Origin of the sequence: Bowmanella denitrificans, assembly GCF_002887595.1 — a bacterium.
In the GTDB taxonomy this organism is placed as follows: Bacteria; Pseudomonadota; Gammaproteobacteria; order Enterobacterales; family Alteromonadaceae; genus Bowmanella; species Bowmanella denitrificans.
Genome location: NZ_PEBU01000006.1, coordinates 168639 through 182083 on the forward strand (window position 1 = coordinate 168639; position 13445 = coordinate 182083).

Below are 13445 nucleotides of genomic sequence, written 5' to 3' on the forward strand. Positions count from 1 at the left end.
TACAATCAGTTTGATAACAAAAACTAATCGGTATTAAGCGAGCTTTTGCATGATCTATAAGTCCCAGAGTCCAGCAGGATTTGCCGAAGAATATATTGTTGAATCTATTTGGAGCGGCAGATTTCCACCCGGAACTATCCTGCCGGCTGAGCGGGAATTATCTGAACTTATCGGAGTGACCCGTACTACTTTACGGGAAGTGTTGCAGAGGTTGGCGCGGGATGGTTGGCTAACTATTCAGCATGGCAAACCCACGAAAGTGAATAACTTCTGGGAAACTTGTGGTCTGAATATCCTGGAAACTCTGGCGCGTCTGGACCAGGATGGTATTCCAGAACTTGTTGATCATCTATTGGCTGCACGTACCAGCGTCAGTGCGGTATTTATTCGCGGGGCAATTAAAAACTCGCCGGAGCAGGCTGCTGAGCTCCTTAAAGGCTATTCGGATGTGCCTGAAGACGGTCAGGCTTTTGCTGATTATGATTACCGCATTAACCATGATCTTGCGCTGGCGTCTGGCAACCGGGTTTATGTACTGATGATGAACGGCTTTCGCGGCTTATACGCCAGAATTGGCGGTTATTATTTCTCTAATAGCAAGTCCCGTAACCTGGCCCGTGATTACTACGCACAGTTATTACAACTTGCACAAACGGGTGCCCATGAGCAGGTTCCAGGTCTGATTCGCAAATACGGGATTGCCAGCGGCAAGATTTGGCATGAAATTCGCGGTGATATGCCGCAGGACTTAGTGGACTGATTGTCTTAGACATAAAAAAAGCGCCAACAGGCGCTTTTTTTGTTTTTGCTGAGATTACTTGGCAAAGTTCTGTGCTGCGAAATCCCAGTTGATCAAAGCCCAGAAACCTTCCAGGTACTTAGGGCGCAGATTGCGGTAATCAATGTAGTAGGCATGCTCCCACAGATCCACCGTCATCAGCGGCGTTACGCCTGCTTCAGTGATAGGCGTACCAGCATTGCTGGTGTTTACAATATCCAGGCTGCCATCGGCCAATTTTACCAACCAGGTCCAGCTTGAACCAAAGTTATTGACTGCCTTGTCATTGAAGGCTTCTTTGAATGCGGCAAAGGAGCCCCATTTTGCGTTGATTGCATCGGCCAGTGCACCGGCTGGTTCACCACCGCCATTTGGGCTCAGGCTGTGCCAGTAAAAAGTGTGGTTCCAGATTTGTGCAGCATTGTTAAATACGCCACCCTGAGAACTACGTACAATGTCTTCCAGAGATTTGTTGGCGAACTCGGTACCTTCAATGAGACCGTTCAGCTTCACCACATAGGTGTTGTGGTGCTTGCCATAATGGTAATCCAGAGTTTCAGCAGAGATATGCGGTTCCAATGCATTTTTTTCGTACGGCAATGGGGGAAGTTCAAAAGCCATGTAAATTCTCCATGTTAGTCATAAGGTCGACGACGTAGTTGTCATCGTAGTTTATAAAGTTATTGGTTTATTTATTAGTCTAAAGCCAATGCAAATAAATAGCCAGCCAGACAGCTTATATAGATGCGGCCCATCGCAGCAAAATCAAGTTATGTGAACAATGCATGAGTCAAGCCTTGAAAACACGTATAATGGCCGCAAATCCGTTTAACCCTAATTATGAGGCAGTTATTGTGGAAACGTTGGAAAAAATCAAACAGCAAATCGCTGAAAATCCCATCCTAATATATATGAAAGGCTCACCTAAGCTGCCCAGTTGTGGCTTCTCTGCCCAGGCGTCGCAGGCGCTGATGTCCTGTGGCGAGCCGTTTGCTTATGTAGATATTCTGCAAAACCCGGATATTCGTGCAGAACTACCCGCTTATGCCAATTGGCCCACCTTTCCGCAGCTTTGGGTGGAAGGTGAACTGGTCGGCGGCTGTGACATTGTCCTGGAAATGTTCCAGCAAGGTGAATTGCAGCCCTTAATCAAAGAGGCCGCCGCCCGTGCTAAAGCCAGTAAAGGTGAAGAGCAGGACAGCGCTGAATAACTGACACAAAAAAGGGGCGCGTATCGGCCCCTTCTCAATTAATCATCATGCATTTGTGATTGGTTGTAGTTTTCAATGCCCAGTTTGCTGATAAGCTGTAACTGAGTTTCCAGCCAGTCTACGTGCTCTTCCTGGCCATCCAGAACGTTGCCGAGTAAGTCACGAGTGACATAATCCTGCACGGATTCTGCATACTGTATGGCACTGCGTAAATCCGGCAGGGCTTTATGTTCAAAACTGAGGTCACAGTTGAGCATCTCTTCGGTGTCTTCACCGATATGCAATTTGCCCAAATCCTGTAAGTTAGGAATGCCATCCAAAAACAAAATGCGTTCAATCAGATCATCGGCGCGTTTCATTTCCCGGATTGACTCGTGATATTCCTTGTCGGCCAACGCCTTCAGTCCCCAGTTCTTAAACATACGGGAATGCAGGAAATACTGATTGATTGCCACCAATTGATGGCCGAGCACCTTGTTAAGGTGTTTGATAAGGGATTTATCGCCTTTCATCGCCGGGCTCCATGGTAAGCCATTTTTGCCAAGCAACACAAAAACGGCGGGCTAAGATTCATTCATTATAGAGAACAAATACTTATGCGTCACCGGCCAATTTATTCAAACTGTGTTTAGCTGACGTCCTTAAATAAGGACTCATCAACTATAGTGTTATCTATGACCTGTTGGGCCAGTTGTACACATTTCCCGCATTGACTGCCAACACCCAGCTGTTTGCGCAGCTCACGCATATTTCCAACCCCTTCCTCGCGGACGGCTTGGGCAATGTGCTTATCGGTGATTCCGTGGCAAAGACAAACGAACAAAGTACAACTCCTATAACACTACAAATGATAATAATTGTTATTAGGTGTTTTGCCAAGAAATTTGTTTGAGATTGATAAGAAATCTCACTTAAATTTAGGTGAAGTCCATGAAGGCCAGTGTAGTAATTCGACATTTAGTGCAGCAATTTTGTTTTTGCTCTTGGTTTGCACTGCATGTGCCCTTATCTTGTGTTCTAGTTTTTCTGAGACTTATTGCGTAGCAAACGCAGTAAGCAAAACATCAACCAATAAATGGAGAAGATGATGAGTGTATTAGTTGGTCGTCCCGCCCCGGATTTCACTGCCGCTGCCGTACTGGGCAACGGTGAGATTGTTGACAGCTATAACCTGAAAGATGCCATTAAAGGCAAAAAGGCCGTGTTGTTTTTCTACCCACTTGATTTCACTTTTGTTTGCCCTTCAGAGCTGATTGCTTTTGACAAACGTTACGAAGAATTCCAAAAGCGTGGTGTAGAGGTTATTGGTATCTCTATTGACTCCCAGTTCAGCCACAACGCATGGCGTAATACGCCGGTAAATCAAGGCGGTATCGGGCCTGTGAAGTACACGCTGGTGGCAGACGTAAAACATGAAATCTGCCAGGCCTATGATGTTGAGCATCCTGAAGCTGGCGTGGCGTTCCGTGGCTCTTTCCTGATCGACGAGGAAGGTAATGTACGTCATCAGGTGGTTAATGATCTGCCGCTGGGCCGTAATGTAGACGAAATGCTGCGTATGGTGGATGCTCTGAATTTCCACCAGGAGCATGGTGAAGTATGTCCAGCTGGCTGGCAGCAAGGTAACGAAGGTATGCAGGCAAGCCCCGAAGGTGTGGCCAAGTACCTGGCGGAAAACAGCGACAAGCTGTAAGACTTTAAGCTAAAACGAAGCCGCGATTATCGCGGCTTTTTTATTTTAAGGCTGAATTGCCATCACATCGGTTTTAAGCAGGGTCAGGATTTGTTCCGCGGTATTACCCAACAGTTTTCCTTTTAGTCCTTTGCGGCCCACGGTGCCTATGGCGACCAGGCCCGCATTGACATCAGCCGCCATACTGGGCAACACCTTGTCTGGTTCACCGGCCTTAATGTGCAACTGCTTTTCGGAAATAGGGTAGTCACCAGCCATTTCCTGAATCAGCGGCAGATACTGTTGTCTGGCCTGAGTGGCGATTTTCTTGGCACTTAGTCCCATCAGATCTTTCAGCATGGGGGACATGGGCAGGCAATAAGCCACATGTAATTCGCCGCCAAAATGACGTACCCACTCAATACCTGTGGCCAGTAATTGCCTGTTCAAAGCTTGCTTACTTTGTAGCTTACTACCAAGATCCAATGTAACCAGCACATTGTGCTGCTTTTTCCATTTTTTCTCAGCCACTAGTAATACCGGTGTACTGCTGGTTCTGAGCAAATGCCAGTCTGTTGGCGTGTAAAACAGATTTTCAGTGCGATGTCCGGTTTTAATAATCAGGTCATGGCGATGACGCCGGCTGTAAGCTTCCACCCACTGGGCAATGTTTTTCTCCCAGATCACCTGAGTCTGTACACTGGCATCGTTCAGTCCGGTATCTTTGAGTTGGCGTTCCAGCCATTGCTGACGCTGTTCAATCAGGCTTTGCTGAACTTCCTGTTGTTGCGCATTGCTAAGGTTGTCGGGTAGATGTTTAAGTTGTTCATGTACAAAGCTCAACACCGTTACCTGAGCATCTAACGCCTCTGCAACTAATTTGGCTTTTGCCAGGGCCTTGGGCTTGTTTCCCGGGAGATCTGCAATGACTAGTATTTGTTTCATCCACGCCTTCCTTTTCAGCTAAGTAGCATAAATCTAGCAGGATAATTAGAGCGTGTTGACCTTTTAATTATGATTTTGCAGCAGTTTGTGGGCCCTTTATACAAGGCAGAGCGAACGTGGTGTAGTGATTCTACATGAGTGAGTGATAACGCCGTAGAAAGGGCCCACAAGCGCTGCCCGAAGGGTTCAACCCAGCCCCTCCTGCTCTGTGTTGCCGGGCTTTGACTTAGGCCCACTAAGCCTGCAGCCCGGCGTCGTGACCATAAGGGGCTGGAATTGAACAAAATTTATACTCAAAAGGTCAACGCACTCTAATCAATACATTGATTTATATCAGAAAGGCTATGCCAAATACATCAGGTATTTAATTCTGTCAGATCTCTACCGTCGTTAGCGGCCAGCCACCCAGTTGTTGCCACTTGTTGACGATAATACAGAATAGATCTGCGGTTTTCTCAGCGTCATACAAAGCGCTATGTGCCTCGGCCTGATCAAAGCTCAGTCCCGCCGTGCGGCAGGCCTTAACCAATACGGTTTGACCGAAAGCCAGGGCTGACAGGCTGGTGGTATCAAAAGACACGAAAGGGTGGAATGGGGTGCGCTTTATACTGGAGCGTTCAACGGCGGCGTTAACAAAGCCCTGATCAAAGGCCGCATTGTGGGCAACAATTACACTGCGCTGGCAATCCGCATCTTTCTGCTTTTTACGGATTTGCTTACACAGTTCCTTCATAACGTCGGTTTCAGGTAGAGCGCCACGCAAGGCACAATGTGGGTCGATGCCATTAAAATCCAGTGCAGCCTGTTCCAGGTTCGCACCTGCAAATGGCTGGACATGAAAATGAAAGGTTTCGTCTCTGACAAGCTGACCTGTTTGATCCAGCTTTAAGGTAACTGCAGCAATTTCCAGCAAAGCGTCGGTGCGCGGATTAAAACCGGCGGTTTCCACATCTATTACTACGGGAAAATATCCCCTGAATCTTTGCTTGAGTTGTTGCGTATCTGCTGTCATCTTTTACTCTATCGGTCTTGAACTAAATGGTCGTGCTGGTCTGGGCCGCGATTATGACAAGTCTGGCCGAGGCTATCCAGTGTAATGGAATTGATGTGACTGCCGATATCTTGGTAAGGAATTGGACAGAGATGTTATGAACAGACTCCTTTATGCTTTGCTCGGTATGCTGATAACGCCCGCTCAGGCCGGATTGCGTCATTATGCAGCGCCCGTTGAAACCTCCAGTTGGCAGTTAAGCAGCCAAACCCGACTGCAATGTACTCTGAAACATCAGGTACCCGGCTATGGCGATGCGTTGTTTACCAGTATGGCCAGTAAGCAACTCAATATGGAGTTTGAGCTGGATATGCTGCAGTTGCCCAAAACTTACGGTGTGGCTTCGGTTTACTCGGTGCCACCGAGCTGGATGCCTGGGGCAATGCAACGGCAAATTGCCGATATGCCCATTCGTAAACAATATAATGGTGATCTACCGGAACAAGCGGCCTGGACCATTCTGTCTGAGTTGGAAAAAGGGTTCTGGCCGACCATCTATTATCGTGATTGGTACAATGAAGCCGACAGAGTGGCTGTGGGGCTAAATGCCAGCAACTTTATTGACCAATACCGGCAGTTTTCCCAATGCGTGGCTAATTTACTGCCCTATAGCTTCGAGGACATTGCCTACACTGTGCTGTCGTATCAGAAAAACTCCGATGAATTTACCCGAGGCTCACGCAAAAAACTCAGCATGATCAGTGACTACCTTAAAGAAGACAGCAATATTGAACTGGTGTTACTGGATGCTTATACCGACAGTTATGGCGGCCGTTGGAGTAATGAGCAATTGTCATTGCGACGTGCCGAGCGGGTAAAGCAGTTTTTCCAGGAGCAAGGGGTTGAGGGCGACAGGATCAGCATCACCGGCCATGGGGAAAAACGGCATATTGCAGAAAACAGCAATGAACTGTCCAGAGCCAAGAACCGTCGGGTGATTATCCGTATGGAGAAAGGGTTGTAATCACATCAGGATTGTCAAAAGGGCGCTAGGCGCCCTTTTTACTGTGTGGCGTTGTAGGCCACGACCTTATCCGGGAAGTCGGTAAAAATACCATCAACTTTCAGCCCGTCAAATAGCAATGCCATGGTGCTCTGCCAGTCCATACCTTGCGGTAGTTGGTCTGCACGAAGAGTATAAGGATGTATTTGTAATCCCAATGCCTTGGCTTGTGTTAACAGCGTGGTTGGGGCTTTGTTGTCAAAGTTAACCAACTGCGGGATCCAGGGGCCAATCCCATCCGCTACCTTGGCAATCTCCTGCAAACCCGGCGGGGATTTTAAATAGTCGTAGTCTGAACCTGACTCCTGCCAGCTGTTTTCTGCCAAAAGCTGTATCAGCGGCGCTTTCAGGCCCAGCTCCTGGCGTAAACGGCGGGTTTCGGCAAAGTCGAAACATTGCACATATACCTTGGCATTTGCCTTATTCAGACCATGCTTTTCCAATTGGGCCATGAAAATCTTGCTGATATCTTGCCCTGCAGCACGGTGAAATGCCGGGGATTTTATCTCCGGATAAATGCCAATATTGACGCCACGGCTGCGATTCAGCTCTTGAATCAGAATGAGCTGCTCTTCGAAGGTCGCAATGCGAAAGAAGTCCGCATTGCTCTTATGCCCCTGGTAACGAAGGGCAAACACTTGCTGATTCTGTTCATTGCGTCTTTCGTGTACCCGCAGGCTCTTCAATTCCTCAAGGGTAAAGTCGATGGCATAAAAGCGTCCATCGGCCCGTTTCCGTTGTGCAAAGCGCTCTGCCACATCGGTCACGGTATCCAGGTGGATATCATGCAGTACCACCAACACACCATCCTTGGATAACACTAAATCCTGCTCGATATAATCGGGGTTCATGCCATGGGCCAGAATAACGGCTGGCAGCGTATGCTCCGGCAGGTAGCCCGATGCGCCCCGATGCGCAATGACCAAAGGTTTGGCCAACAGGTTAGTGCACAGGGTTGACAGCAGAATGCCGGTAAGCAGCGTCCTTATCATGTTTTAATCTCAGTCTTGAATCAGCTCCACGGCATAACCGTCAGGGTCGCGCACAAAGGCGATAACGGTACTGCCACCTTTGACCGGCCCAGGTTTGCGGTAGACATCTGCACCTTGCTGCTCCAGGCGTTCACACAGCGCATAGATATCTTCTGCACCTATAGCGATGTGTCCGTACGCCGTACCCATATCATAGCTGTCTTGATCCCAGTTGTAGGTCAGTTCTAGTACGGTATGGCTGTGTTCTTCGCCATACCCCAGAAATGCCAGGGTATATTGATATTCCTGGTTTTCACTGGTGCGTAACAGCGTCATACCCAGTAACTGGGTATAGAATTCAATAGAACTTTCCAGGTTACCAACGCGCAACATGGTATGCAGTAGTCTCATACTTCTGGTCCTTTTTGGTCAGGGGGGAGTGTAATCTTATTATGTTTCAGTTTTATCTCTGAACTCACAGAGATCTTCAATCAGGCATGCGCCGCAACGGGGCTTTCTGGCAACACATACGTAACGGCCGTGCAGAATCAGCCAGTGGTGTACATCGACTTTAAACTCGGCAGGCACAACCTTAAGTAGTTTATTTTCCACTTCAAGCACATTTTTGCCAGGCGCCAGCCCCGTGCGGTTGCTGACCCGGAAAATATGCGTATCTACGGCAATGGTGGGCCAGCCGAAAGCGGTGTTCAGCACCACATTGGCGGTTTTGCGGCCAACGCCGGGCAGTGCCTCTAATGCCTCGCGACTTTCAGGCACTGCAGAACCATGCTGATTTACCAGAATGTGGCAGGTCTTAATCACATTTTCTGCTTTGGCATTAAACAGGCCAATGGTTTTAATGTATTCCTTCAGGCCATCCACACCTAATGCCAGAATCGCTTCCGGGGTATTGGCAACCGGGAACAGTTTGTCGGTGGCTTTATTCACGCCCACATCAGTGGCCTGCGCTGAAAGGATCACGGCAATCAACAGTTCAAACGGGGAACTGTAGTTGAGCTCGGTGGTGGGGTGAGGGTTGTCATCCCTCAGGCGTTGTAATATTTGTTTGCGTTTGCTCTGGTTCATCCTGGTCTGTCTTTGTTGGCCACCATGCTGAGTATTCCGTCAGGAAGACTCTGCCGTGATTCTGGCGCGCTGCACTACTTTGGCCGGTTGTTTATTAAGTTGTTCCAGCCGCTTATCCAATACATTTTTCAGGGCGATAAGCAAACCCATACCGATAAAGGCGCCCGGTGGCAAAATGGCCAGCAGGAACTTATGCTCGGTCACATAAAGCGTCAGGGTTAGCTGTTTGGCCCAGTCGCCAAACAGGAACTCTGCACCGCTGAACAGGGTGCCGCTTCCCAGTATTTCCCGCAATCCGCCCAGTGTCACCAATACCAGTGTGAAGCCGACGCCCATCATCAAACCGTCAAAAGCGGCAAACTTTACCGGATTTTTTGATGCATAGGCTTCTGCCCGGCCAATAATGGCGCAATTGGTCACAATTAAAGGAATAAAAATACCCAGGGCCTGATAAAGGGTGAAGGTGTAGGCGTTCATCAGCAATTGGATAATAGTGACAAACGCGGCTATCACCATCACAAAAATAGGGATGCGTATCTCTGCCGGTACCAGATTGCGTACCAGGGAGACTGTAGTATTGGAACCAATCAGCACCGCCGTGGTAGCCAGCCCCAATCCCAGGCCATTAATAAAACTGCCGGTCACCGCCAGCAACGGGCATAAGCCCAGCAGTTGTACCAGGGCCGGATTGTTTTTCCACAGCCCTTGCCAAGACAGGGTTTTGTATTCACTCATGGGCTTCCTCCTTGGTACTCACCTTGCTCACCTTGCATAAGTTAGGTGCATCATACAGTTGTTGCTGCATGCTATTGCTGAGTTTCAGTGCATCACGCACTGCGCCGACAACCGCTCTGGGGGTAATGGTGGCGCCGGTAAATTGGTCAAACTGTCCGCCGTCTTTTTTGACTGCCCAGTTTTTTTCATCACCATTGCCCAGCCCTTTACCATTAAAGCTCAGAATCCAGTCACTGATACGCACATCAATTTTATCGCCAAGGCCTGGGGTTTCCTGATGCTTAATTGCGCGGACGCCGGTCACTTTTCCTTGTGCATCAATACCTACCAATAGCTCGATATTGCCGCTATAACCGTCCGGCGTTATGGTTTGAATAACCAGGGCGGCAGGCTCACCAGCCAGACGCGCACGATACACCTTTTTGGCGTCGCTATTGCCTAAAAACTCAGGATGGCTGATTTCTGTGCAGTCATGCTCAATATCATTGTCATGCAGATTGGCCGGGACAATACTGCCAAGCAGTTTCTGCAGCTGTTGCTGCTGCTGGCTTTTGATTTTGTCATCAGTGAACTGATGGGTCAGCGCAATCAGACCGGTGGTGACCAGCGCAAAAGCGGTCAGCGTTAAGCCGTTGCGCTTGAGGCTGTCTTTCATGGTTTTCCTCTTTGACGCTGGTGGCCATAAGTGCGGGGCCGGGTGTAATAATCTATCAGCGGCACGGCCATATTCATCAGCACGACGGCAAAGGCAATGGCATCGGGGTAACCGCCCCAAGTCCGAATGACCACTACCAGCAGGCCAATACCTGCGCCGAAGAGCAAGCGGCCGCGGTCAGTTGTACTGGCGGAAACCGGGTCGGTAGCAATAAAAAAAGCCCCCAGCATAGTGCCGCCGCTAAGCAGATGGAACCAGGGTGATGCGAACAGATCCGGGGCGCTAAGGTGCATGATGCCGGCCACCAGCAATATGGTCCCCAGCATGCTGACGGGAATCTGCCATTTAATTGCACGTAACTTCAGTAAAACCAGACCACCTGCCAGATAGGCCAGGTTAATCCAAAACCAGCCAATGCCCAGGCCATTGTTAAATTGTCCTTTGCTGGTTGCTTCTTCCAGCGTCAGGCCGAGACTTAAATCGGTTTTCACTGCGTCCAGGGGCGTAGCCATGGTAAAGCCGTCGGCATCACTGCGAAGCTGGGTCAGGCTGTAACCTTCACCGGTAAAGCCGGTAAAGATCACGCTCAAAGCATCGACCAGATTATAAGGATGCTCTGCTAAATGTTGCGGTGGCAGCCAGGATGTCATGGCAACCGGAAACGACACCAGTAAGGTTACATAAGCCACCATGGCGGGGTTAAACAGGTTAGATCCCAAGCCACCATAAAGTTGTTTGGCGATGCCGATGGCGAAAAACGCACCGATAGCCGTAATCCACCAAGGCGTAAGCGGTGGCAGACAAATTGCCAGCAGCAAAGCGGTTAATAGCGCGCTGCAATCGGACAGGGCCTTTTCAAAATCTTTTTTGCGCAGTTCCAGAATCAGCGCTTCGGTGCCTAATGCGACCACGGCTGCAATCAAGAACTGTAGCAGGCTGCCCCAGCCGAAAAACCAGCATTGCAGGGCAAAACCGGGCAGGGCGCAATAACAGACCAGGCGCATAAGCTCGGCGGTACTACGTTGACTGCGCTGGTGAGGTGAACTGGCAATTCGAAGGCTCATTCGTCTGTTTTATCCTGCTGATTATCTGCGCTACTTTGCATATCAAGTTTGGCTTTTCTGGCCTTCGCTTTGGCGATAGCCGCTGCAACACGTTGTTTTTTCTGTTCGTCTACTTCCACCAGAGGCTGAGCGACTTTTTCTGCAGGCATATCTGCTGTGGAAGAAGCTTGCTGACGATCTTTCTGTGCTTTTTGTTGTTTGGCCTTGGCAATGGCTGCCGCGACGCGTTGCCTTTTCTGTTCTTCTCTATCGTCAGCTGGCGCTGGCTTAACGGGGGTATCGGCGGCTGTGACTTGGGTTGACACCTTGTCTTTCGGCTTAACTTGTTTTGTGGTCTTGCTTTTGCTGGCAGTGGCCTCTTTGGCCTGTTTATCTTCTGCTGCAGTATCTGCTGTGTCGCTGGGCGCGGCATCACCTTGCTGTACTGCGGCTTTTCTGGCCTTGGCACGCGCCACGGCAGCGGCTACTTTGGCCTGTTTATCTTCTGCTGCAGTATCTGCTGTGTCGCTGGGCGCCGCATGACCTTGCTGCGTTGCGGCTTTTCTGGCCTTGGCACGCGCCACGGCAGCGGCCACTTTGGCTTGTTTATCTTCTGCTGCAGTATCTGCTGTGTCGCTGGGCGCGGAGTCACCTTGCTGTACTGCGGCTTTTCTGGCTTTAGCACGGGCAATAGCGGCTGCGACTTTATCCGCGGTCTCTGGGGCTGCCGTTGTCTCATCGCTGGTCTGCTGTTTCCGTGCTCTGGCCAGCGCTGCAGCAACCTTAGACTTTGGATCGTCGCCCTGTTTATGCATGGCTTCACGTCTGGCCTCGGCTGCCTGCTGATGTTTTAACTCGCGCTCGGCCTTTTCTTCTTCCAAACGCTGTTTGCGCGCTTCAAATCTGTCTCTGGCCTTGTCGGCTTTCTGCTTTTCTTCTTCCTGTTGACGGATTTGTGCCTTGGCAACGCGGTAGTAATGCACCAGCGGAATCTGGCTTGGGCAAACATAAGCACAGGCCCCGCACTCGATGCAGTCAAACAGGTTATAATCCTGCGCCTTGTCCAGCTCTTTGGCTTTGCTATGCCAATACATTTGTTGCGGCAGCAAATTCACCGGGCAAGCATCAGCACAAGCGCTGCAGCGAATACAGGCCTGCTCTTCCTCGGGCAGCGTCATTTCTTGTTGGGTTGGCGCTAAAATACAGTTAGTACTTTTCACCACAGGTATTTGTTCGGAAGCCAGGCTGAAGCCCATCATCGGTCCGCCCATTATCAGACGCTGAACCCCCTGCTGTGCTTTTTCGTAACCTGCATGTTTTAGCAAATGACATATCGGTGTACCCAGTAGAGCCCAGACGTTGCATGGCTTTGTCATGGCTTCGCCTGTGAGGGTGACAACACGCTGAATCAACGGCTTGCCGGTAAAGATAACATCTGCTACGGCAAAACAAGTGCCGACGTTTTGCATAATAATGCCTACGTCTATGGGCAGGCGGCCATGGGGCACTTCACGACCGGTCAGCACCTGAATAAGTTGTTTTTCGCCGCCGGCTGGATACTTAGTGGGAATAGGGCAGATGATATAGTCAGGCTTTTCCTGACAAGCTACCTGCATGGCCTGAATGGCCTCGGGTTTGTTGTCTTCAATGGCGATAAGCACATGGCCCGGGTTGAGCAAGTGGCAGAGAACATCAATACCTTGTCGTATCTGCCAGGCATGTTCGCGCATCAGTCGGTCATCGGCGGTAATATAGGGCTCACACTCGGCCCCGTTGATTACCAGAAACTCCACATCTTTTTTCGGACTGACTTTAATATGAGTGGGGAAACCCGCACCACCCATACCGGCAATCCCCGCATCACAGATCGCTTCAATAATGCGGGTTTTAGGCAATTGCTGATAATCCGGTATGGGCGTCAGGTCAATCCACTTATCTCGTCCATCCGGGGTTATTTCCACGCTCAGCTCTGCCAGGCCGGATGGATGCGCCGATACATGCGGCGCGATAGCGGTAACCTTGCCGGATGTTGGTGCATGCACGGGTAAGGCAAAAGGATTTGTGCTGCGTGTTAAGGCCTGCCCTTTAAGCACCTCGTCACCCACTTTTACCTGCAACTGTCCCGGGGCGCCTATATGCTGTTTAACTGTCAGGTAGAGGTGCTCAGGCAAAGTACACTTGCCGATTACATCCTGATTGGACAGGGTCTTGCGACCTGGCGGATGTACACCGCCAGGAAAATCAAAAAAGCGTCCCTGGCGAATTTTGTCTATCAATGATTGCAACTGATTCGCC

At 49.8% G+C, this 13445-nt stretch carries 16 protein-coding genes; 4 read left to right on the forward strand and 12 right to left on the reverse strand.

The features are described from left to right. Nucleotides 1-49 precede the first annotated feature (49 nt). Nucleotides 50-760 carry a fatty acid metabolism transcriptional regulator FadR gene (gene fadR, locus CSR04_RS12780; protein ID WP_102796689.1) on the forward strand — a complete coding sequence of 237 codons (711 nt, stop codon included), beginning with the start codon at nt 50-52 and terminating at the stop codon, nt 758-760. 54 nt (nt 761-814) lie between these two features. Here the strand turns inward: fadR and CSR04_RS12785 are convergent, their stop codons facing one another. Next, the gene (locus tag CSR04_RS12785; protein WP_102796690.1) at nt 815-1399 is read right to left on the reverse strand and encodes a Fe-Mn family superoxide dismutase; all 585 of its coding nucleotides are present in this window, start codon (nt 1397-1399) and stop codon (nt 815-817) included. Nucleotides 1400-1632: 233 nt separating this feature from the next. On the opposite strand from CSR04_RS12785, the gene CSR04_RS12790 reads away from it, so the two are divergent. Next, entirely contained in the window at nt 1633-1989 is a 357-nt protein-coding gene (locus tag CSR04_RS12790; RefSeq protein ID WP_102796825.1) for a Grx4 family monothiol glutaredoxin, read from the forward strand. A 38-nt stretch (nt 1990-2027) separates the two neighbouring features. Here CSR04_RS12790 and bfr read toward each other — a convergent pair whose 3' ends face one another. Then, nucleotides 2028-2501, reverse strand: a complete 474-nt coding sequence (gene bfr / locus CSR04_RS12795) for a bacterioferritin (RefSeq protein ID WP_102796691.1) — start codon at nt 2499-2501, stop codon at nt 2028-2030. Between the two features lie 116 nt (nt 2502-2617). Continuing rightward, nucleotides 2618-2812: a bacterioferritin-associated ferredoxin gene (locus CSR04_RS12800; protein WP_102796692.1), complete on the reverse strand. Its 195-nt coding sequence runs from the start codon at nt 2810-2812 to the stop codon at nt 2618-2620. Between the two features lie 264 nt (nt 2813-3076). On the opposite strand from CSR04_RS12800, the gene CSR04_RS12805 reads away from it, so the two are divergent. After that, the gene (locus CSR04_RS12805) at nt 3077-3682 is read left to right on the forward strand and encodes a peroxiredoxin (RefSeq protein ID WP_102796693.1); all 606 of its coding nucleotides are present in this window, start codon (nt 3077-3079) and stop codon (nt 3680-3682) included. 45 nt (nt 3683-3727) lie between these two features. On the opposite strand, the gene CSR04_RS12810 is transcribed toward CSR04_RS12805, so the two are convergent. Both CSR04_RS12810 and rnt read right to left on the reverse strand, forming a co-directional pair. Then, nucleotides 3728-4606, reverse strand: a complete 879-nt coding sequence (locus tag CSR04_RS12810; RefSeq protein WP_102796694.1) for a universal stress protein — start codon at nt 4604-4606, stop codon at nt 3728-3730. Nucleotides 4607-4979: 373 nt separating this feature from the next. Continuing rightward, nucleotides 4980-5618: a ribonuclease T gene (gene rnt / locus CSR04_RS12820; protein WP_102796696.1), complete on the reverse strand. Its 639-nt coding sequence runs from the start codon at nt 5616-5618 to the stop codon at nt 4980-4982. Nucleotides 5619-5754: 136 nt separating this feature from the next. On the opposite strand from rnt, the gene CSR04_RS12825 reads away from it, so the two are divergent. Next, entirely contained in the window at nt 5755-6621 is an 867-nt protein-coding gene (locus CSR04_RS12825; RefSeq protein WP_102796697.1) for a flagellar protein MotY, read from the forward strand. Between the two features lie 38 nt (nt 6622-6659). Here the strand turns inward: CSR04_RS12825 and glpQ are convergent, their stop codons facing one another. From glpQ to rsxC, 7 genes are read right to left on the reverse strand one after another with little or no spacing between them, the layout of a single operon-like run. Continuing rightward, entirely contained in the window at nt 6660-7652 is a 993-nt protein-coding gene (glpQ, locus tag CSR04_RS12830) for a glycerophosphodiester phosphodiesterase (protein WP_102796698.1), read from the reverse strand. 9 nt (nt 7653-7661) lie between these two features. Then, nucleotides 7662-8042 carry a lactoylglutathione lyase gene (gene gloA / locus CSR04_RS12835; RefSeq protein ID WP_102796699.1) on the reverse strand — a complete coding sequence of 127 codons (381 nt, stop codon included), beginning with the start codon at nt 8040-8042 and terminating at the stop codon, nt 7662-7664. Between the two features lie 39 nt (nt 8043-8081). Beyond that, nucleotides 8082-8717, reverse strand: a complete 636-nt coding sequence (gene nth / locus CSR04_RS12840) for an endonuclease III (protein ID WP_102796700.1) — start codon at nt 8715-8717, stop codon at nt 8082-8084. A 39-nt stretch (nt 8718-8756) separates the two neighbouring features. After that, nucleotides 8757-9452, reverse strand: coding sequence for an electron transport complex subunit E (locus tag CSR04_RS12845; protein WP_102796701.1), 696 nt, complete (start codon nt 9450-9452; stop codon nt 8757-8759). After that, the gene (rsxG, locus tag CSR04_RS12850; RefSeq protein WP_102796702.1) at nt 9445-10107 is read right to left on the reverse strand and encodes an electron transport complex subunit RsxG; all 663 of its coding nucleotides are present in this window, start codon (nt 10105-10107) and stop codon (nt 9445-9447) included. Before rsxG ends, CSR04_RS12845 begins: the two co-directional genes overlap by 8 nt. Next, a complete protein-coding gene (rsxD, locus tag CSR04_RS12855) occupies nt 10104-11171 on the reverse strand; it encodes an electron transport complex subunit RsxD (protein ID WP_102796703.1) in 1068 nt (355 codons plus the stop codon). The genes rsxG and rsxD overlap by 4 nt, the downstream gene beginning before the upstream one ends. Further along, complete coding sequence (gene rsxC, locus CSR04_RS12860) at nt 11168-13435, reverse strand: electron transport complex subunit RsxC (protein WP_245921598.1); 2268 nt, start codon at nt 13433-13435, stop codon at nt 11168-11170. Before rsxC ends, rsxD begins: the two co-directional genes overlap by 4 nt. Nucleotides 13436-13445 lie beyond the last annotated feature (10 nt).